Annotated in this window: 18 protein-coding genes; 8 read left to right on the top strand and 10 right to left on the bottom strand. The window is 44.1% G+C overall.

Features of this window, described 5'->3' with window-relative positions; all coding sequences use genetic code 11:
• Position 1 precedes the first annotated feature (1 nt).
• The 7 genes from FLA_RS24265 to rlmN form a co-directional block, all read right to left on the bottom strand.
• On the bottom strand, positions 2-1,192 hold the full coding sequence (locus tag FLA_RS24265) for a pseudouridine synthase (RefSeq protein WP_076377282.1): 1,191 nt from the start codon (positions 1,190-1,192) through the stop codon (positions 2-4).
• 124 nt (positions 1,193-1,316) lie between these two features.
• A complete protein-coding gene (locus FLA_RS24260) occupies positions 1,317-1,991 on the bottom strand; it encodes a hypothetical protein (RefSeq protein WP_076375209.1) in 675 nt (224 codons plus the stop codon).
• A gap of 79 nt (positions 1,992-2,070) precedes the next feature.
• Positions 2,071-3,507, bottom strand: coding sequence for a TolC family protein (locus FLA_RS24255; RefSeq protein ID WP_084205995.1), 1,437 nt, complete (start codon positions 3,505-3,507; stop codon positions 2,071-2,073).
• Between the two features lie 19 nt (positions 3,508-3,526).
• On the bottom strand, positions 3,527-6,649 hold the full coding sequence (locus FLA_RS24250) for an efflux RND transporter permease subunit (RefSeq protein ID WP_076375207.1): 3,123 nt from the start codon (positions 6,647-6,649) through the stop codon (positions 3,527-3,529).
• A 68-nt stretch (positions 6,650-6,717) separates the two neighbouring features.
• Positions 6,718-7,815 (bottom strand): efflux RND transporter periplasmic adaptor subunit, encoded by a 1,098-nt coding sequence (locus FLA_RS24245; RefSeq protein ID WP_197705825.1) that lies wholly within the window; start codon positions 7,813-7,815, stop codon positions 6,718-6,720.
• A 103-nt stretch (positions 7,816-7,918) separates the two neighbouring features.
• Positions 7,919-8,365, bottom strand: a complete 447-nt coding sequence (locus FLA_RS24240) for a hypothetical protein (RefSeq protein WP_148666376.1) — start codon at positions 8,363-8,365, stop codon at positions 7,919-7,921.
• A gap of 130 nt (positions 8,366-8,495) precedes the next feature.
• Complete coding sequence (rlmN, locus tag FLA_RS24235) at positions 8,496-9,548, bottom strand: 23S rRNA (adenine(2503)-C(2))-methyltransferase RlmN (protein WP_076375203.1); 1,053 nt, start codon at positions 9,546-9,548, stop codon at positions 8,496-8,498.
• 102 nt (positions 9,549-9,650) lie between these two features.
• On the opposite strand from rlmN, the gene FLA_RS24230 reads away from it, so the two are divergent.
• The gene (locus FLA_RS24230; RefSeq protein WP_076375201.1) at positions 9,651-10,844 is read left to right on the top strand and encodes an acetyl-CoA C-acyltransferase; all 1,194 of its coding nucleotides are present in this window, start codon (positions 9,651-9,653) and stop codon (positions 10,842-10,844) included.
• A 32-nt stretch (positions 10,845-10,876) separates the two neighbouring features.
• Here FLA_RS24230 and FLA_RS24225 read toward each other — a convergent pair whose 3' ends face one another.
• The 3 genes from FLA_RS24225 to FLA_RS24215 all read right to left on the bottom strand — a co-directional run bounded on the left by FLA_RS24225 (position 10,877) and on the right by FLA_RS24215 (position 13,384).
• Positions 10,877-11,365, bottom strand: a complete 489-nt coding sequence (locus FLA_RS24225) for a hypothetical protein (RefSeq protein WP_076375199.1) — start codon at positions 11,363-11,365, stop codon at positions 10,877-10,879.
• A 156-nt stretch (positions 11,366-11,521) separates the two neighbouring features.
• Entirely contained in the window at positions 11,522-12,904 is a 1,383-nt protein-coding gene (gene hisS, locus FLA_RS24220) for a histidine--tRNA ligase (RefSeq protein WP_076375197.1), read from the bottom strand.
• Between the two features lie 6 nt (positions 12,905-12,910).
• Positions 12,911-13,384 (bottom strand): low molecular weight protein-tyrosine-phosphatase, encoded by a 474-nt coding sequence (locus tag FLA_RS24215; RefSeq protein ID WP_076375195.1) that lies wholly within the window; start codon positions 13,382-13,384, stop codon positions 12,911-12,913.
• A 305-nt stretch (positions 13,385-13,689) separates the two neighbouring features.
• On the opposite strand from FLA_RS24215, the gene FLA_RS24210 reads away from it, so the two are divergent.
• The 7 genes from FLA_RS24210 to FLA_RS24180 all read left to right on the top strand — a co-directional run bounded on the left by FLA_RS24210 (position 13,690) and on the right by FLA_RS24180 (position 19,837).
• The gene (locus tag FLA_RS24210) at positions 13,690-13,926 is read left to right on the top strand and encodes a hypothetical protein (RefSeq protein ID WP_076375193.1); all 237 of its coding nucleotides are present in this window, start codon (positions 13,690-13,692) and stop codon (positions 13,924-13,926) included.
• 1 nt (position 13,927) lies between these two features.
• Positions 13,928-14,875: a PstS family phosphate ABC transporter substrate-binding protein gene (locus FLA_RS24205; RefSeq protein WP_076375191.1), complete on the top strand. Its 948-nt coding sequence runs from the start codon at positions 13,928-13,930 to the stop codon at positions 14,873-14,875.
• Between the two features lie 61 nt (positions 14,876-14,936).
• Entirely contained in the window at positions 14,937-16,697 is a 1,761-nt protein-coding gene (locus FLA_RS24200) for a tetratricopeptide repeat protein (protein WP_144263945.1), read from the top strand.
• An 83-nt stretch (positions 16,698-16,780) separates the two neighbouring features.
• Entirely contained in the window at positions 16,781-17,182 is a 402-nt protein-coding gene (locus FLA_RS24195) for an NADH-quinone oxidoreductase subunit A (RefSeq protein ID WP_076375187.1), read from the top strand.
• Between the two features lie 205 nt (positions 17,183-17,387).
• Positions 17,388-17,978, top strand: coding sequence for an NADH-quinone oxidoreductase subunit B (locus tag FLA_RS24190; RefSeq protein ID WP_076375185.1), 591 nt, complete (start codon positions 17,388-17,390; stop codon positions 17,976-17,978).
• Positions 17,979-18,067: 89 nt separating this feature from the next.
• Positions 18,068-18,586: an NADH-quinone oxidoreductase subunit C gene (locus FLA_RS24185; RefSeq protein ID WP_076375183.1), complete on the top strand. Its 519-nt coding sequence runs from the start codon at positions 18,068-18,070 to the stop codon at positions 18,584-18,586.
• 21 nt (positions 18,587-18,607) lie between these two features.
• Positions 18,608-19,837 carry an NADH-quinone oxidoreductase subunit D gene (locus tag FLA_RS24180; protein ID WP_076375181.1) on the top strand — a complete coding sequence of 410 codons (1,230 nt, stop codon included), beginning with the start codon at positions 18,608-18,610 and terminating at the stop codon, positions 19,835-19,837.
• Positions 19,838-19,882: the final 45 nt, after the last annotated feature.

Here is a 19,882-nt window from a genome sequence, read left to right as displayed (position 1 = left end):
CTTATTGGGCTTCCTTTTTTTCTTTCTTTTTCACAAAACTCTGGTTCATGTATTTGAGCAGGCGTATTTCTTTTTCGGTTAATAAACGCCATTTGCCACGCTCTACATTCTTTTTGGTAAGGTTGGCAAAAAGAACACGATCCAGGTTTTTTACATCATAACCCAGGTGCTCAAAAATGCGGCGTACAATACGGTTACGTCCGCTATGAATTTCAATACCTACTACTGATTTGTCTTTTGGGTCAACATAACCTACAGAGTCAGCATGTATAAAACCATCTTCCAGGGTAATACCGGATGCAATAGATTCCAGGTCTTTTTTCAGAACGGGCTTGTCCAGTCTTACTTCGTATATTTTCTTGATTTCGTAAGAAGGGTGCGTTAGCTTTTGTGCCAGCTCACCATCGTTGGTTAACAACAATACGCCCGTGGTATTGCGGTCGAGCCTGCCTACGGAATAAATACGTTCCTGTGTAGCGCCTTTTACCAGGTCCAGCACGGTTTTACGGCCTTGTGGATCTTTAGCGGTGGTTAAAAAATCTTTAGGCTTGTTCAGTAACACATACACCAGGTTCTTTTGCAGGAACAGCAATTTGCCTTTAACAGTGATTTTATCACTGGCAGATACCTTAAAACCTGGTTCTAATATTTTATTGCCATTTACAACCACTACCCCTTCTTTCACAAGGCCGGCGGCCTCGCGACGGGCGCAAACACCAGAGTGAGCAATAAATTTATTCAATGGCATTATTTCGTTGCCGTTATCGTCTTCCTCTGATTTTTTAGCTACAGGCTTGCCCGCTTTTTCTTCTGCCGGCCTGCTTTTTTTAGCAGGGGCGCCCTTAGTGGTGCGGTCCGCATCTGGTTGTGCTTCCCCGGCAGCAAAAGGCTTTTTGTCCTTTTTTACAGGTTTTTCACTTTTCCATTCTTTGCGGCTGCTTTCTTTTGCGGGAGCGGTACGGCTGCTGGCTTTGGGGCCTTTGCCTTTAGGAGCCTGGCTGTCGGCTGTGCTGGCAGGTTTGCGGCGGGTATCGGAAGTTACTGCGCGGTATTTGTCTTCATTCAGGCGGTTCATTTCTTCGCCCTTGACTTTTTGTTCTTGCTTGAACTTCCTTTTGTCCTGGCGAATTTCCTCTTTTTTCTTCGCGCCTTTGCTCTTGTTAATGAACTTCTCAAACGATTGTTTGCTCATAAAATTGAATTTGCTGTTTTTCAACAGGTTTTGCAAAGGTAGGAAATATAGCGCCAATGTAGGCCGGGCATGAAAAAGGCCGGTTGTTACACCGGCCCGGAACGGAATTTCGTTGATTTGGTTATTATTTCACGTCCCTGTTTTTATGCAAGTTATTATGTAATTGATCAAGTTGTTCTTTTGTAAGAACTGATTTGAAATTATCTTTTTGCTGTTGCATAATCGTGCGAACCTGTTGTCTTTTAGCGGTTTCGTCTAACGACTGGTTTTCGCGGATAGCTTTTACCTGGCTATGCACACTGGCTTGCTGCTCTTTAATTTTATTGACCTGGTCGTCTGTTAATTTCAGCTTTTCTTTCATTTTAGAAATCCGTGCTTCACCGCGTGCCTGTGCCTGTTGTGCGCGTTGCGCTTTCTGTTGTGCTATCTGTTGCTTTTGCTCGTTGGTAAGCAGCTGTTGCATTTGTTGCTTACGATTGGCCTGTAAAGCAGCCATTTGCTTTTTATACTCACCCACCGTGATATTATCCTGGGCTTTTAATGCAGTAGCCTGTTTGTGATAATCCTGGGCAATAGTATGTGCTTGCTGGCGCTGTTGTTCTGTCAACTGCACATGTGCCATAGCACCACGGTGCGCACCTTTGAAATGGCCATGTTTGTGCTTGCCATGATGGCGTTTAGGATGAAAAGCGGTGGCGTTGTCAGTTGTTTTATCCTGTTGGGCACCCTGGGGTGTTTGTGCCTGAACGGCAGCGGTTGCTAATAAACCGGCGGCTACAAAGAGTATTAACTTTTTCATACTTGTTCGTTTTTATAATAGACTACGAACGTTTTCGCACGTTTAATGATCATTGCTTTCTAAAATGTTAAAAGCGGGTTTATTGCCAGCCCCCACCCAACGAGCGGTAAAGGTCAATAGTATAAGTAAGCTGGTTTTTGCGGGCATCGTTGAGTTCCAGCTGTGCATCCAAAACGCCTTTCTGGGCGGTGATCACTTCCAGGTAGGAGGCATAACCGGCCAGGTACAGATCGCGGGAAGAAGCCACAGCCTGCTCCAGTGCGGTTACCTGCTTTTGTTTCAGCGTAACCATGGCGCTGTTGTTTTCCAGTTGCTGTATGGTGCTGCCCACTTCGCGAAAGCTGTTGAGTATTACCTTATTGTAATGGTAATACGCTTCTTTGTTTTGCGCTACTGCTATCAGGTGGGCGGCTTTTATCTGTTTTTGGTTAAACAGTGGAGCGGTAAGGCTACCAAGGGCACCCCAGGCCAGCGAGCCACCGTTAAACAGCAAGGCTGCTTTAAAGGCATTGAAGCCGGCATAGGGAGTGATTTGAAAACCAGGCATAAAGGCGGCACGTGCGCTGGCCACATCTGCTTTGGCTGCTAATAGTTGCCATTCGGCTTCCTGTATGTCGGGACGTTGTAACAACAAGGCAGAAGGAAGACCTGTTTGCAGTTGTTGCGGTAAATGTTGTTGTGTAAAAATGGTATCGCGTGGCACGGCTTGCGGAAAGCGGCCCAGCAGGTAATTGAGCTGGAACTCAGCCAGGGCTATTTCCTGTTTGGCTTTATACCCAAAAGTGCGGGTGTTATACAGTTGTGCTTCCATTTGCTGTACCGCCAACTCGGTAGCACGGCCACCCTCTTTCTGCACTTTCACTATTTCCAGGGCTTCTTCCTGGAGCGTGGTGTTGTGGTTAATAATTTTTATATCATTATCCAATGCCAGTAACTGGTAGTAGTAACCTGCCACCTGGGCCACCAATAATGTGGTGGCCAGTTGCCTGGCTTTTTCAGAAGCGGCCAGTTTGGCCAATGCGGTTTTTTTGCGGTTTTTTAGTTTGCCCCATACATCCACTTCCCAGCTGCTGCGCAGGCCTATGAAAAAATCGGCGGTAGGATCGGGAATGGTTTGGTCTTTGGAAATATTAGGCGATAGGTTGGTGTCGTAGTTGCCTACACCATTCATGGTATAATCGCCATAATTATCTACCCCGGCAGATATTACGCCGTTGAGCGAAGGCAATGTGGCGTTTCTCGCGCTTACTGCCATAGCCCGTGCGGTTTCTATATGCTGAAAGGCTATTAATATATCGGGGTTGTTGTGCAAGGCTGTGTCGATAAGGTGTTGTAAAAACGTATCGGCAAAAAACTGCTTCCATTGCATTTGTGCAATGCTACTGCTGTCGGCCTTTGGGGCGTGTGCAAAGGAATCGGGAATGTTTACCTTATCCGGTATCTGTGTTTTTTGAGCTGTAGTGCAGGCCTGCCAGCTGAGTGTAAAGAATAATAGAAAATATATAATAAACTTCATGTTCCTGTTTTATAAATGATTAATGAGCTTGTGTGGGTTGTTCTTTCTTTTTAGGAGCAAACAATACATACAAACCCGGCACCAGCACCAGGCCGAAAAGAGTGCCTAATAACATACCACCTGCTGCGGCCGTACCTATAGAACGGTTGCCCATGGCACCTGCACCGGAAGCAATACACAAGGGTATTAAACCGGCAATAAAGGCAAACGAAGTCATCAGGATAGGACGTAAGCGGGATACGGCGCCTTCCAGGGCTGCCTGCATCACAGATATGCCTTCTTTATTACGCTGTATAGCAAACTCTACTATCAGGATAGCATTCTTGCCTAACAAACCTATCAGCATTACCAATGCTACCTGGGCATAGATGTTGTTTTCCAACCCGGTTAACTTTAATAACAGGAAGGCCCCAAACACACCTGTAGGCAGGGATAGAATTACTGCTAAAGGCAATAGAAAGCTTTCGTATTGGGCGGCCAGTAGCAGGTACACGAACAATAAACATAACAGGAATACATAGGCTGCCTGGTTACCGGATAATATCTGTTCACGCGTCATGCCCGACCACTCATAGGCGTAGCCTTTAGGCAGTTTTTTAGCGGCTACTTTTTCAATAGCAGCAATGGCATCGCCACTACTGTAACCCGGAGCGGCATCGCCATTTACCAGGGCTGAGGTGTACATGTTATAACGTGTTAACTGCTCGGGGCCATACACCCTTTCCAATGTAGTAAAGGTGGCGTACGATACCATCTCTCCCTTGTTGTTTTTTACATACAACTCTAGTATGTCTTCGGGACGTGCGCGGTAATTAGGATAAGCCTGCACCATTACCTTATACATCTGGCCAAAGCGTATGAAGTTGGTAGCATAATAGCTGCCTAATAATGTTTGCAGGGTTTGCATGGCATTATCTGCAGTAACCCCTTTTTTAGCCGCCATCTCTTCATCAATATGAATCATGTATTGCGGGAAGCTGGCATCAAAGCTGGTAAAGGCGCTACTGATGGCTTTCTCCTGTTTCAGGGCAGTGATAAAGTCTTGTGTAACAGTGGCGGTGCGCGAAAGGTCGCTGCTTTTGCCTTTGTCCAGTAAACGTAGTTCAAAACCACTGGCGTTACCAAAGCCGGGTACGGTTGGCGGTGGAAAGAATTCGATAGTTGCATCTTTGATGTGGCGTGTGTTGTGTTCCAGTTCGGCTATTACTTCTTTCACTGATTCTTTACGGTGATCCCAGCTTTTCAGGTTAATCATTGCCATACCGTAACTGGCGCCTGCTATTTCGTTTACCAGGCTATAGCCGGCGAGCGTGCTTATGTTTTCGGCACTCTTTACTTTACGGGTAGCAATGGTAATATCATCCAGTACTTTTTCGGTACGCGATACAGATGCACCGGGCGGTGTGGTTACGTTTACGTATATCATGCCCTGATCTTCGGTAGGAATGAAGCCGGAAGGCAACACCTTAGCAATGCCCCAGGTGCTTACTACAAAGAATAACAGCATGGCAACGGTAACCCATTTTTTGCCAGCGATTTTAGTAACCCTTTTACGGTAGCTGTTTTCGGTTTTGTCGTATACCTTATTAAACGAACCAAAGAAGCGTTGTAACCAATTTTTCTTTGGCGATGGAGCCTGATGTTTTAGCAACAATGCACACAATGCCGGTGTGAGCGTAAGGGCGTTGATGCCGGAAATAACAATGGCCACAGCGAGTGTAAGTGAGAACTGGCGGTAGAATACACCCACAGGGCCTGATAAAAAGGCTACGGGCACAAACACGGCACTCATTACTAAGGTAATGGCAATGATGGCTCCTGTTATTTCACGCATGGCGCTGATGGTAGCTTCCATAGGCGACATATGATGTTCCGTCATTTTTACGTGAACAGCTTCTACCACTACTATGGCGTTATCTACCACAATGCCTATGGCCAGTACCAGGGCAAACAGCGTAAGCAGGTTAATAGAAAAGCCCATGGCCTGCATAAAGGCGAGTGTGCCTACCAGGGCAACGGGTACCGCCAATGCGGGAATAAGGGTGCTTCTGAAATCCTGCAGGAAAATGAATACTACTATAAATACGAGTACCAATGCTTCTACCAGGGTACGCATTACCTCATGTATACTGGCATCTAAAAAGCGCGATACATCATAGGCATAGTTATAATCCATGCCCGGAGGAAAGCTTTCTGCTTTCAGCTCTTTCATCTTGTTTTTGATGCTGGCAATGACATCGCTGGCGTTAGACCCTGGCCTCTGCTTAATCATAATAGAGGCCGAGGGGCCGCCGTCGGTTTTAGATACCATGCCATAACTGAGTGTGCCGAATTCTACATCGGCCACTTCTTTCAAACGCAGTATAGTGCCGTTTTCTTCGGCACGTATTACAATGTTTTCGTATTGAGAAGGCTCGTAAAATTTGCCTGTATATTTTAATACGTATTCCTGCGCGTAGGCTTCTTTGCCTGATCCTTCACCGGTTTTGCCGGGGGCAGCTTCTACGTTTTGTTTGCGCAGCGATTCTATAATTTCTTCGGTAGATACGTTGTAGGACAACATGCGATCAGGACGCAGCCACACACGCATAGAGTATTCGCGGGCGCCCATGATTTCTGCAAAGCCCACACCATCAATACGTTTCAGCTCCTGCAATACGTTAATGTCGGCAAAGTTGTAAATGAACTCTTCGTCCATGTCTTTGTCGTGGCTGATAACGTTAAGGTATAACAGCATACTGTTTACCTCTTTTTCAGTAGTAACCCCTGATTTAATTACTTCTTCGGGAAGCTCATCTAATACCGTTGTTACACGGTTTTGAACGTTCACCGCGGCAAGATCGGGATCGGTACCTACCTGGAAGAACACTTGTATTAAAGTGGTGCCGTTGTTGCCGGATACGGATGACATATACGTCATACCTGGCACTCCGTTAATAGCTCTTTCTAATGGAGTGGCAACGGCTTTGGTGCACACTTCGGCATTGGCGCCGGTGTACTTGGCGGTTACCGTTACGGAAGGGGGTACAATGTCGGGGAATTGCGTTACCGGCAATGTAAAAATAGCCAGCGCTCCCAACAAGCATATAATAAGCGAGATGACCAGTGATAACACAGGCCTTCTGATAAAAGTTTCAACCATTCTATATAGTATTATAGAGCACGCGCCTGTGTAAACACAGGGCATGATGCATACATGGATAATGAGATTTATTTACGGGCTATAAGGCTATCGTTGTTGTTAACAACCGGTTGTATCAGCACGCCATCGCGCAGTGTTTGCACGCCTTCCAGCACAATGCTTTCGCCACTGGTAAGGCCACTTTGCACAATGTAACAATCAGACAAACGTATTTTAGGTACAAAGTTTTTCATCTTCACTTTGTTTTGTTTGTCTACTACGTACACGTAGTTTTTATCCTGTATTTCAAACACCGCTTTGTTGGGAATCAGTAAAGCCTGGCGTACGGGAGTGGTAATTTGTATTTTGCCACTGGAGCCATGTTTTAACAAACGGCCGGGGTTAGGGAAGGTTGCCCGGAAGGCAATAGAACCGGTGCCCTGGTCAAACTCGCCTTCTACTGCTTCTATCTTGCCCTCGTGTGGGTAAGCAGTATTGTTGGCCAGTATCAGCTGCACTTTGTTACCTAGCATGGCATCTTTGCTTTTACTGTCCTGCATCATTTGCAGGTATTCGTTTTCCGATACATTAAAGTAGGCATGTACCTGGTCCAGGTCGGATACCGTAGTTAACAGGGAGCCTTGATCTAACAGGCTGCCACTGCGTAAAGGAATGCGGTCAATGATACCGGAAAAAGGTGCATAAACAGAGGTATAAGCCACTCTTTGTTCTGCTTCACTGGTAGCTGCACGTGCTTCGCTTACGCGTGCTTCGGCAGCTTTTACTTTCGCTTTTGCCAGTTCCAGCTCCGACTGGGCTATTACTTTTTTATTTACCAGCAATTGCACCCGCTCCATTTCCAGGCTGGCGCTCAGCGCTTCTGCCTGCATGTTAGAAAGGCTGGCTTTGGCCCTGTCCAGGGCAATGCTCATGTCCCGGTCGTTTATTTTAAATAACAACTGGCCCTGTTGCACATGCTGGCCTTCATCTATATAAATCTTTTCTAAAAAGCCGGGCACTTTAGCGCGTATTTCCACATTACGTTTGGCTTCTATAGCGGTAACATAGTTGCTATGTACGTTGGTATCTTTTTGCAGTATTTGTATTACAGGAACAGATGGAACTTCTGTAATGCCTGTGTCGGCAGTATTACCGGTTTTACAGGCACACATGTATAGTATAGTCATTGCCGGAAGGCATGAAAAGAGTATCCTTTGCATCATTAACGTTTATTAAAATGAACAATCAGGCAATAGGCAATCGTTGAAATAATATGTTATATGATGCAACTCAGAAAGGAGTAAGCCGGAATAGAAAAGCGTAGTAGCTGGGTAAAGCAGGGAACTTATTGCCAACAGGCAGGATGGTTTTTACAGCGCAAAGGCAAAACTCAGGAATAAACAGATAGTCCTGGTTAACGCGTTTATCTATGGTAGACTCCTGTCCTGTTTTATGCAGGTTAAAGTAACTGTAGTGATAATTGAATTGTTTGGCAGGTGGTTCGTCTTTCTGCGAATCGCCGTCTTCAATGCCTGCCAGCATATCCAGCAAATGGCCTATTAAAAAGCCATCAGAAGAATAGCCGCTCAATGCAGAAGAATCGGGCTCCAGCGAAAGGTGGTCAATACCCCAGATAGATTTGTGGGTGAAGTGATTGCCAGGCAATGCAAAGCTCATCAGGCCAAAAGACATGACCAGAATGAGATAAGTACATTTATGTAGCAATTTAATACGCATACCGTTATCTATCACTTAAACAGTAAATACAATTATTCCATAACGGCAGCAAACAAGGTGTTGTGGTTGTTTATGATAGATGCGAACCATTGTTCGCAACGAAGGGTATAACAAATATATTGAAAAAAGTTTAATCCTGTCCGGCTTTGTTGGCCAGCTGTCCACACGCGGCATCTATGTCCTTACCACGGCTTCTTCTTAAACGGGCATTCACACCTCTTTTTTCCAGGTGGTTCATAAACGCCTGAACCGTATCCTCATCGGGTTTAGTAAACTGGAAGGCATCGATGGTATTGTACTCGATCAGGTTTACCAGGTCGGCAGGAATTTGTCTGAATACTTTTACCAGCTCTTCTGCATCTTCAATGCTATCGTTGAAATTTTGGAACAGGATGTATTCGAGGGTGATTTCGCTACCGGTTTTTTTATAGAAGTAGTTCAACGCTTCTACCAGTGCCTTAATGTTATTGCTTTCATTAATAGGCATGATTTCGTTGCGCTTTTTGTCATTGGCAGCATGTAGCGACAGTGCCAGCTTAAAGCGTACTTCATCATCGCCCAGCTTTTTAATCATTTTGGCCACACCGGCAGTAGATACGGTAATGCGGCGGGGACTCATGCCCAAACCATCTTCGGCCGAAATGCGCTCAATAGCTTTGAGTACATTGTTATAATTAAGCAGGGGTTCGCCCATGCCCATGAAAACGATGTTGCTGAGTTTTTTACCAAAGCTGCGTTCGCTTTGTTCATTGATCATTACAACCTGGTCGTAAATTTCATCGTAGTGAAGGTTGCGTTTACGATCCATATAACCGGTGGCGCAGAACTTACAGCTAAGGCTGCAACCAACCTGGCTGGAAACGCAGGCGGTTTTACGTTCATCGGTAGGGATAAGTACCCCTTCTACCAGGTGACCATCCACCGTTTTGAAGCGGCTTTTAATGGTGCCGTCGTTACTGAATTGTGTAGCATCCACACCCAGGGCAGGTAGGGTAAAATGCTCGCCCAGCTGGGTACGCAGTTGTTTACTCAAATTGGTCATATCATCAAAGCTGTGGGCATGTTTTTGCCATATCCACTCGTACACCTGTTTAGCCCTGAATTTTTTATCCCCAATTTCAATAAAATACGCCTCCAGCTCCGGTAAGCTTAACTGCCGGATGTTCTTTTGCTCCATGATCATAGGCGGCAAAGATACACCAAGTTCCAGAAACCCCCGCCTGGGGTGTAATGGTTACGTTTTTGGTGAATCCCGGTTATATTTGGTATCTATTAAAAATCAGCCATGAACGATTGCTATATTATTGATGCTGTTAGAACACCTATTGGCCGCTATGGCGGAAAATTAAGCGGGGTAAGACCCGATGACTTGCTGGCCCATGTGATAAGGGCGCTGGTGAACAGGAATCAATCAATTGATACACAGGTAATTGAAGATGTAATTGCAGGTGCGGCCAACCAGGCGGGAGAAGATAACCGCGATGTGGCCCGTATGGCCGCCTTATTGGCCGGGTTGCCGGTAACGGTGGCCGGAAATACCGTTAATCGCTTGTGCGCCAGTGGATTACAAGCAATTATGGATGCTGCCCGTGCGGTTATGTGTGGCGAGGGGATGTTGTATATAGCAGGTGGAGTAGAAAGTATGACCCGCGCTCCCTATGTAATGGGAAAAAGCGATGGTGCCTGGGGACGTACGCCGGAAATGTTTGATACTACCATTGGCTGGCGCTTTACCAATAAAAAGCTGGCGGCAGCCTATCACCCCTATACAATGGGCGAAACGGCTGAAAATGTGGCCCGTCAGTGGAATATCAGCCGCGAAGAGCAGGATCGTTTTGCCCTGCGTTCACAGGACAATTATGCCCGTGCGCTGGCTGCCGGAAAATGGCAGGAGGAAATAGTACCGGTAGAAATAACGGAAAATAAAGAGGTGGTGACGATGGCTGCCGATGAACATCCCCGTGCTACCTCACTGGAAAAGCTGGCTTCTTTAAAACCTGCTTTTGCGAAGGATGGAACGGTTACGGCGGGTAATTCCAGTGGTATAAATGATGGTGCTGCCGCTCTGTTGCTGGCGAGTGCAGAAGCGGTAAAGCTGTTTCAACTGAAACCTATGGCCCGGATTGTGAGTATGGGCGTAGCAGGGGTTGACCCTGCTGTGATGGGGATTGGTCCGGTACCGGCTTCGTTAAAAGCTTTGAGCCGGGCAGGGCTTACTGCCGGCGATTTATCGCTGATAGAACTGAATGAAGCATTTGCTTCTCAAAGTATAGCGTGTGTGCGCGATTTGCAACTGGAAGAAGAAAAAGTAAATGTGAATGGCGGGGCCATTGCCATTGGCCACCCTTTGGGATGCAGCGGTAGCCGCATTTCCGCTACCTTGCTGCATGAGTTAAAACGTTCTGGTGGCAGGTATGGCCTTGCTTCAATGTGTGTAGGAGTGGGGCAGGGCGCTGCTATTATTTATGAGCGTTTGTAATCAGCTATATGGGTGTGCTGCCTTGATGGAGTTTATTGATAATAGATTTCATCAAGGTAGTAAAAGCCGTCGTTTTTTTTCCAGTACCAGAATTTATTCATGTACTTATAATACTGCCCTTTCGCGCTTTTATTAGACAGCGTATCCGGCACATACAATGCCATAGGTGGTACGCCTTTATGACGGGCCAGCATGTTATTGCGTTGTTCCGGGCTTACCGGTTTGTTGTCTGGTAGTTTTTTATTGGCAGCCAATACATAAGAAGGCACGTTTTTATTGGTATAAGTAAGCCTGCCACCTTTATCCAGTATAATCAATACTTTCTCGTTGTAAACAGGCACAGGTGTACCGTCTGTAATTAATGGCGTTACGGTGTTGTTGTTTGCCGTTGTATTGTTACTTCCATATACTACCTGTGCGTTTACATTTTTATTGCCATTGGTGGGTGTGGTTTTGTGACTACAGGCCAGGAATGAAAATGTGCTGAATGCCAATGCTGCTGAAAGAAAACTAAACTTCATGTAAGTACGAATTTGAAAGCCTGTTAAGTCCTAATACTATGCCAGAATTAGAAGGGGGGCTGTTAAAAGCAGGAACTTGCTATGTTGGAGTAGGGGCATTACAATAAAAAACCATTGCCGGTTGGCAATGGTTTTACAAATATGGTTATTGTATTTTTAGAATGCTTGTGAAGGCAATTCGGTTTGGGCAATGGTTTTTTGCTCGCCGCTTTGCAGGTTTTTCACCGTACAGGTTCCTTCTTCCAGTTCTTTACTGCCAATGATAACAATGTTACGTATGTCTTTTTTCTCGGCATACTTAAACTGCTTATCAAACTTCATTTGCTCGTGGAATATTTCACAGCTGATGCCGTTGGCGCGCAGTTGCTGGGCAAGGGTAAATGCACGGGCGCATTCTGCATCGCCCAGGTTAAAGAATAGTACCTGGGTGCCGGATTGTACTTCATCCGGAAACAGTTTCAGTTCTTCCATTACATCATAAATCCTGTCTACACCAAAGCTGATACCTACACCTGGCAGGTTAGGCACACCAAATAAACCGGTAAGGTCATCATAACGGCCACCACCACCAATGCTGCCCATATTGGCGCCTTTGGCTTTGATTTCGAAAATAATACCGGTGTAGTAGTTAAGGCCGCGGGCCAATGTAAAGTCAATGCATACCTCGGCTGTGCCTTCTGGCTGGTAGTTTAATACAAAACTTATTTCAGCTAAGCCGGCAGCCGCTGTGGCATTGTCTTTTGCCAGTTGCTGTAACTGGTTAATTTTCTCTGTATTGTTACCGTTAATAGAAAGGTATTGTTCAATAATGCTTACCTGCTCTGCGTTTAAACCACGGTTGGCTAATTCTTCTTTTACCTTATCCAAGCCAATTTTATCCAGCTTGTCTATCGCGATAGTAATATCAATCATTTTATCGCTGCCACCACATAATTCAGCCAATGCCGCCAGTATTTTGCGGCTGTTGATGCGAATTTCTACAGGAATGCCCAGTTTGTTGAAAACCTGAGCGTATATATTAGTAAGTTCTGCTTCGTTCAGCAGGGTTTTGCTGCCTACAATATCCGCATCGCACTGATAAAATTCGCGGTAACGTCCACGTTGCGGGCGGTCAGCGCGCCAAACCGGTTGAATCTGGTAACGTTTAAAAGGAAAGGTGAGCTGCCCATGATTCATAGCTACATAGCGGGCAAAAGGAATGGTGAGGTCATAACGCAGTGCGCGTTCGGTAATGTCTTTCGTGTTTTTACCTTCCAGTACTTTTTCAAATTCTGTTCTGGATTTGCTGGCTTTAGCCTGGGCTTTTTCAATGGTTTCACCATCTCCTAAGCCGTTATTCAGGATTTTGAAAATCAGTTTATCTCCCTCTTCGCCATATTTCCCCATCAGGGTTTCCATGTTTTCCATGGCAGGGGTTTCCAGTGGCTGAAAGCCATATAGTTCAAAAACTGTACGTATGGTATTAAATATATAGTTGCGCTTTCTTACAACGTTGGCGCTAAAATCTCTGGTGCCTTGTGGCAACGATGGTTTACTCATTCTTATTTATATAATAGTAGTAGTAACGGAATACTTTTTAATGATGTTGTCGCATGCTTTGCTCACCATGTCAAATACCTGGTGATAACCTTCTTCGGTGCCATACCAGGGATCTGGTATGCCGCGGTTTTCGCCGGGATATAATTCGTTGAGTAGCAAATCTGTTTTATCTTCTCGCCACAGGTCTTTGCTCATTCGTTTAACATCCTGGTAATTGCTGGCGTCCATAACATAGATACGGTCAAAATGTTCCATATCTTCTTTGGCAAACTGGCGGGCGCATTGATGGCTTATATTAATGCCATTGCCTTTTGCCACTTTCTGAGAAAGGTGATGCGGCGGTTCGCCGATATGGTAAGCGCCTGTACCTGCGCTATCTACTTTCCAGCCCAGGTTCAACAGGTCGGCTTTGTGTTGTAAAATGCCTTCTGCCAATGGGCTACGACAAATATTGCCCAGGCAAACCATTAAAATCTTCATAAAACACTGTTAAACAAAACGCAAAGGTAACTTTCCTTGGTGCAATTCGGATACTAAACCCGCATTTGTATCGTAATTGTTATATCAGGTATGCTTTGGATATATTATATTTATGTGTAAGGTGAGTGTTGGCGTTAATATCCTGTTAAGAGTAGTTTGGGTTGTGTGGAATTTTCAATAAAAAGCTTCTTATATGTTAAGAAATTGTCTTCAAATTGCGGATTAAGCATATTAAAATGCCGTTTAAGGCGCTTTCAATTGATTTTTTACTAAATTGCTCACTTCCCGGTTAACAGATTGAATGCATGGAGAACGATTTAAGACATAGAACAGAAAGAAAAGGCTTCACTACCATGAGAGTAATGTACGACATTACCATGGGGATTATTATTTTAGGAATGGGTGCATTGGTGTTGCTGGGAGATAAACTGAAGATAACACAGATTCAGTCGCTTGACCCTTTGATGAGATACATCTTTGCCGGTATTTGTGCTGTATATGGCGGTTTTAGATTGTATAGAGGTTTAAAGCGGGATTATTAGTATGACAATATATAATAAACTGTGCCGGATTGCAGCAGGTATATTGTTACCAGGCATTATTATGATGCAGCTGTCCTGCGGTGGAAGTGGTAATAAAAAAGCCCTTCCCCAAAAATGGGATTCGCCGAAAGAGGGAGTGATACATGTGAGTGTGGATGAAAGTTTTAAGCCCGTAATTGATGAGCAGGTTAAAGTATATGAATCTTCCTTTCCGAATGCGCGCATACTGGTAGAGTATAAGCCAGAAGCAGAATGTTTCAGAGATCTGCAGAAGGATAGTACAAGGATGATTATTGTAGCGCGCGATCTTACCCAACAGGAAATTGCTTACTATAAACAACAACTGGAGTATCAGCCTAAGTCAGACGTACTGGCTTTTGATGCTGTAGATATAGTAATTAACAAAGAAGGGAAAGATAGCATGTTTACCCGGAAGCAACTGCTTTCGTTGCTGAATGGGGAACAACCTGACAAACAGGTGGTACTCGATGGTAAGAATGCAACAAGTACTGTAAGATATTTAATGGATAGTGTGTTACATGGCACCACTTTTGGAAAGAATGTAACAGCCGCAGCAGACAGCAAAGCCGTGCTGGATTTTGTGGCTTCTAATAAAAATGCGATCGGGTTTGTAGGCTCTAGCTGGATAGGAAACCAGCAAGATCCTGCACAAGTGGCCTATAATAATAAAATTAAATTGGCCATGGTTGAGTGCCGGAACTGCGAAAAGGATATATTCGCAAAACCTTCACAAGCAACTCTGACCAGTGATCAGTACCCCTTGGTACGACCTTTGTTTTATATTCTGAAAGAGAATTCAACCGGCTTAGGTACCGGCTTTATGAATTTTATGAGTCTGGAAAGAGGTCAGCTAATTTTTCGTCGTTCGTTATTAGTACCTGCGAAAATGTATTTTGGTATTCGCAAGGGCGATTTATCCGATGACTAAAATCAAATAGTATATAATAAAGCAATTTTACCGATTTAAACAACTGTATAAACCGATGATCATGAAGAAGACAGTTTTAACCTTGTTGGCGGTTACTTTTACCTCTGCCATGCTGATGGCTCAGTCGGTAGAAGACGGCATCAAGTTCCTGTACTATCAGAAGACAAAGAGTGCAAAGGATGCTTTACAAAAGGTAGTAAATGATAAGCCTAAAGATGCTTATGCTATTTACTGGTTAGGTCAGGCTTTCCTGGATAATGACGAGATACCTGCTGCAAAAGCATTGTATCAAAAGGCGTTAACTGATGGTATTAACGATCCATGGATTTGGGTGGGTATGGGCCATGTGGAAGCACTGGAAAATGCCGACATCAATACTGTAAAGCAGAAATTTGAGCAGGCTATAACTGCTACTACTGCTACTAAAGGTAAAAACAAAGGCAATCCTGACGTAGGTATCCTGGCAGCTATTGGCCGTGCTAACGCAGATGGTGGTAGCAAAGTGGGTGATCCTCAGTATGGCATTGACAAGCTGAAACAAGCGGTAGAGTTGGATAAAACAGCTACTGAACCTTATATCAGCTTAGGTAAATGTTATCTGAAGTTAGGTGGCGACAGAGGTGGTGAAGCGGTAGAAGCTTACAGAGAAGCTACTGTACGCAACCCTCAGTATGCTGCAGGTTACTATCGTATTGGTTTAATTTATCAAAGCCAGAACAACCTGGAAGCGATGAACGACTGGTATGGTAAAGCTATTGCTGCTGATATCACTTATGCTCCTGTTTATTATGCTTACTTCGAGTATTACAAAGAGAAAGATGTAAACGCCGCGAAGGAATTTTTGGACAAATATGTTCAGTATGCCGATAAAGATTGTAGCACTGATTTCTACGTAGCTGATTACCTGTTCCGTGCTGGTAAATACCAGGAGTCTCTGGATAAAGGTAAAGCTATGGAAGCAGGTGAGTGTAAAGACTTCCCGGGTATCCAGATTCTGTATGCTTACGATTACGACAGGTTAGGTGATTCTATAGCTGCAAAAACTGCTGTAGAAAAATACCTGAGCATTGCATCTGCGGAAAAAATCACTGCAGAACAATACATGCTGGCTGCTAAAATCTCTACTAAATTCCCAGGTAACGAAGATGCTACTGCATCTTATATTCAGAAGGCTTTAGATAAAGATACTGTTACAGCTAACAGGGTTAACTACGCTAATAACGCTGCTACTTTATTTGCCAGCGCACAAAAATATCAGAGCCAGGTGAAATGGTTGTTGAAGGCTTTAGCTTTAAAAGGTGGTACACCATCTGAAGCGGAGTATTACAAAGTTACCAAAGCTGCATCTGACGCTATTGTTAGTGCAACTGATACCAACGTTGTGTATTCTTTCTTCCCAACAGCTGATTCTATTGCTAATGCATACATCACTGCCTATCCTGATAAGCCACAGGGATACTCTTTCCGTGTGTTAACTGCTAAAAAAGCCGACAGAGATTCTACTCATGGTTTCGCTGTAGCTCCTATCGAGCAGTACAACACTTTCCTGTCTAAAGATGTAAATGCTTACAAGAAAACCATCTTCAGCAACGACTATTACCTGCTGATTTACTATACTCAGTATGTAAAAGAAATGTCTAAAGTAGATGGCTATAAGAAAGCTATTGAAGTAGCCAGTCAGATGATAGCTTTATATCCTGATGCTGCTTCTGAAGAAAACCAGTTTGCTGCTAAAACTAAAACTCAGTTACAGGCTGCACTGGATAAGTTTGAAAAAAGCAACAGTGGTGCTCCTGCCAAAAGCAATGGCTCCGGCAAATAAAACCTGTTGAATGGAATTTATAAAAAACTCCGCTTATATCAAGCGGAGTTTTTTACTTTTGTCTATATCAGAAAATATTCCTTATGCCATTACTGAACGTTTTACTTGCTGCCGGTGATGTAAATTCAGCAGCCAACTATTTCCCTATTGCACTTCAGTTGCTTTTTGCTATTGGCTTTGTGGCTACTATGATGATAGTGACGCACTTGCTTGGGCCTAAGCGCAAAACGGGCGACAAGCTGGAAAACTTTGCCAGTGGTATTGAAAGTCATGGCGATGCCCGTCAGCCAATGGCTATTAAATATTTTCTGGTGGCCATTCTGTTTGTGTTATTTGATGTGGAGGTGATATTCTTCTATCCTTATGCGGTTAATTTTAAAGCCTTGGGATGGAGTGGTTTTTATAGCGTATTGATGTTTGTTGGTTTTTTTGCAGTAGGTTTCTTCTATATTATTAAGAAGGGCGCTTTGAAATGGGAAGATTAAGAATAAATGTGTTTTATACAAATATTGCTGAAAGCGGGCGTTATGCCTGCTTTTTTTATGTCTGCAACGCAGTTGTTACATTTTTTTCAAAATGTTTTGAAAGTTCTTTAACGATTTGGTTTAATTTGGCTCGTGTGTCATAAATTTGTCTGCCTTTTGTGATGGAAAGGCAGACTGGTGATTTTTAAGTGATAAATGATAGATTATGCCCCGTCCGGTACGTTTCAATGTTCACCCCAGGGAAGCTGATATTCATAATAATATCGCTATTGCCGAAATGCCGGCAGGCTTGCAAGGGGAAGGTTTTTTTGCTACCAGCTTAGAAAAGGTGGTAGGTTTAGCCCGCAAAAATTCTATCTGGCCTTTACCATTCGCAACGTCCTGTTGCGGAATTGAGTTTATGGCTACTATGGGGTCTCATTACGATTTATCGCGCTTTGGTTCTGAAAGAATGGGCTTTACGCCACGTCAGTGCGATCTGATTATGGTAATGGGTACTATCTCTAAAAAAATGGCTCCGATATTAAGACAGGTATATCTTCAGATGGCAGAACCCCGTTGGGTGCTGGCTGTAGGCGCCTGTGCCAGCTCGGGAGGTATATTTGACACTTATTCTGTTTTACAAGGCATAGACCAGGTAATACCTGTTGATGTGTATGTACCAGGTTGTCCTCCACGCCCGGAAGCTATCTTAGATGGCGTATTAAGAATACAGGATCTTGTACATAATGAAAGCCTGCGCAGAAGACATAGTGAGCATTACAAGGCTTTATTGAACAGCTACGGAATACAATAAAAAAGTCAATATTAAAAAGAGAAAGGTCAGGAATTGGAAAATAGTTTTTTTTGATTTTTGGTTTTTGACTTTTTGCTATTTCAACAGGTATGGAATTAACCAACGATTATATCAGGCAAAGGCTGGAAGAGAAGTTCGGAGGGGAGGTATACAGTTTTGAAGAACCCTATGGCATGTTAACGTTTGAAACAGCCAAAACGAACAATCTGAAAGTAATGCAGTTTTTGTTTGATGATGCAGAGCTGCGTTTTCAGTTTCTTACCGATTTAACTGCAGTACATTATCCTAATCAACCCGGCCGCGAACTGGCGGTGGTTTATCATCTGCATAACCTGGTTGATAACGTACGTATCCGTTTTAAAGTATTTACCGCTATTGAGCAGCCCGATGTGTTTACGGCCACCAGTTTATATGCTACGGCAAACTGGATGGAGCGTGAAACCTACGACTTCTTCGGTGTCAACTTTGTAGGGCATCCTAACCTGAAACGTATATTAAACGTGGATGAAATGGATTACTTCCCTATGCGGAAAGAGTTTCCGCTGGAAGACCAAACAAGGATTGATAAAGACGATGAGATGTTTGGACGTGGCGGCAGTATTTTTTAATGGCGAATATTTTAATTGATTATGCAAGAGCAGCAACATAATATTAAGCTTCCGGATGGTTCTATTGAAAGGCAAACCACTACGTTAAACCTGGGACCTACGCACCCTGCTACGCACGGTGTATTTCAGAACATACTTGAAATGGATGGTGAAAGAATTGTATCGGCAGAATCAACTGTTGGTTACATTCACCGTGCTTTTGAGAAACTGGCGGAAAGAAGACCATTATACCAGATCACTCCTTTAACAGACAGGTTAAACTACTGCTCCAGCCCTATTAATAATATGGGATGGCATATGACCTGCGAAAAGTTAATGGGAGTGCAAACACCTAAGCGTGTTGATTATTTACGCGTGATTATTATGGAGCTGGCCAGAACAGCTGACCATATTATCTGTAACTCCGTAATAGGAGTAGATACCGGCGCTCTGTCGGTTTTTTTATACGTAATGCAATACCGCGAGCAGATTTATGAAATATATGAAGAAATCTGTGGCTCGCGTTTAACTACAAATATTGGCCGTATTGGTGGCTTTGAAAGAAATTTCAACGCTACGGTATGGACGAAGCTGGAGAAGTTTTTACACGAATTTCCTAAAGCGCTGAAAGAGTTTGAAACACTGCTGATGCGTAACCGCATTTTTATGGACCGTACCATTGGTGCCGGGCCTATCAGTGCCGAAAGGGCGTTGAACTACGGCTTTACCGGCCCTAACCTGCGTGCTTCGGGTGTTGACTATGATGTGCGTATTCATTCGCCTTACAGCAGCTACCAGGATTTTAATTTCAATATCCCTGTAGGTACTACCGGTGATGTATATGACCGCTGGCTGGTACGTAACCAGGAGATGTGGGAGTCGCTGGAAATTATTAAACAGGCTTACCAGAAGATACAGGAGTTTAAAGGAGAAGAAGCAGAAGTTTATCATGCGAATGTTCCTGAATATTACCTGCCTAAGAAAGAAGATGTATACACCAAAATGGAAGCGCTGATATGGCACTTTAAAATCATTATGGGTGAAACGGCTATTCCTGCGGGCGAGGTATATCATTCCGTGGAAGGGGCTAATGGTGAGTTAGGTTTTTATATGATCAGTGATGGTGGCCGTTCTCCGTACAGGCTTCATTTCAGAAGACCTTGTTTTATTTACTACCAGGCTTACGAAGAGCTGGTGAAAGGTTCTATGCTGGCAGATGCAGTAGCGGTAATGAGTAGCCTTAACCTGATTGCAGGTGAAATGGATGCTTAATACAAGCGCGCTGTTTGTTCTTTATAATTATTTGAATGTAGACTT

This window comes from Filimonas lacunae (assembly GCF_002355595.1).
Classification (GTDB): domain Bacteria; phylum Bacteroidota; class Bacteroidia; order Chitinophagales; family Chitinophagaceae; genus Filimonas; species Filimonas lacunae.
This window is presented reverse-complemented; position numbering and strand designations above follow the sequence as displayed.

What these genes read in the sequence shown, in the direction of transcription:
- FLA_RS24210 (WP_076375193.1), top strand. Translation starts at nt 13,690, where the DNA reads ATGGAGAACGATTTAAGACATAGAACAGAAAGAAAAGGCTTCACTACC.
- FLA_RS24260 (WP_076375209.1), bottom strand. Translation starts at nt 1,991, where the DNA reads ATGAAAAAGTTAATACTCTTTGTAGCCGCCGGTTTATTAGCAACCGCT.
- FLA_RS24240 (WP_148666376.1), bottom strand. Translation starts at nt 8,365, where the DNA reads ATGCGTATTAAATTGCTACATAAATGTACTTATCTCATTCTGGTCATG.
- FLA_RS24195 (WP_076375187.1), top strand. Translation starts at nt 16,781, where the DNA reads ATGCCATTACTGAACGTTTTACTTGCTGCCGGTGATGTAAATTCAGCA.
- FLA_RS24200 (WP_144263945.1), top strand. Translation starts at nt 14,937, where the DNA reads ATGAAGAAGACAGTTTTAACCTTGTTGGCGGTTACTTTTACCTCTGCC.
- FLA_RS24250 (WP_076375207.1), bottom strand. Translation starts at nt 6,649, where the DNA reads ATGGTTGAAACTTTTATCAGAAGGCCTGTGTTATCACTGGTCATCTCG.
- FLA_RS24185 (WP_076375183.1), top strand. Translation starts at nt 18,068, where the DNA reads ATGGAATTAACCAACGATTATATCAGGCAAAGGCTGGAAGAGAAGTTC.
- hisS (WP_076375197.1), bottom strand. Translation starts at nt 12,904, where the DNA reads ATGAGTAAACCATCGTTGCCACAAGGCACCAGAGATTTTAGCGCCAAC.
- FLA_RS24180 (WP_076375181.1), top strand. Translation starts at nt 18,608, where the DNA reads ATGCAAGAGCAGCAACATAATATTAAGCTTCCGGATGGTTCTATTGAA.
- rlmN (WP_076375203.1), bottom strand. Translation starts at nt 9,548, where the DNA reads ATGATCATGGAGCAAAAGAACATCCGGCAGTTAAGCTTACCGGAGCTG.
- FLA_RS24215 (WP_076375195.1), bottom strand. Translation starts at nt 13,384, where the DNA reads ATGAAGATTTTAATGGTTTGCCTGGGCAATATTTGTCGTAGCCCATTG.
- FLA_RS24225 (WP_076375199.1), bottom strand. Translation starts at nt 11,365, where the DNA reads ATGAAGTTTAGTTTTCTTTCAGCAGCATTGGCATTCAGCACATTTTCA.
- FLA_RS24255 (WP_084205995.1), bottom strand. Translation starts at nt 3,507, where the DNA reads ATGAAGTTTATTATATATTTTCTATTATTCTTTACACTCAGCTGGCAG.
- FLA_RS24205 (WP_076375191.1), top strand. Translation starts at nt 13,928, where the DNA reads ATGACAATATATAATAAACTGTGCCGGATTGCAGCAGGTATATTGTTA.
- FLA_RS24245 (WP_197705825.1), bottom strand. Translation starts at nt 7,815, where the DNA reads ATGACTATACTATACATGTGTGCCTGTAAAACCGGTAATACTGCCGAC.
- FLA_RS24230 (WP_076375201.1), top strand. Translation starts at nt 9,651, where the DNA reads ATGAACGATTGCTATATTATTGATGCTGTTAGAACACCTATTGGCCGC.
- FLA_RS24265 (WP_076377282.1), bottom strand. Translation starts at nt 1,192, where the DNA reads ATGAGCAAACAATCGTTTGAGAAGTTCATTAACAAGAGCAAAGGCGCG.
- FLA_RS24190 (WP_076375185.1), top strand. Translation starts at nt 17,388, where the DNA reads ATGCCCCGTCCGGTACGTTTCAATGTTCACCCCAGGGAAGCTGATATT.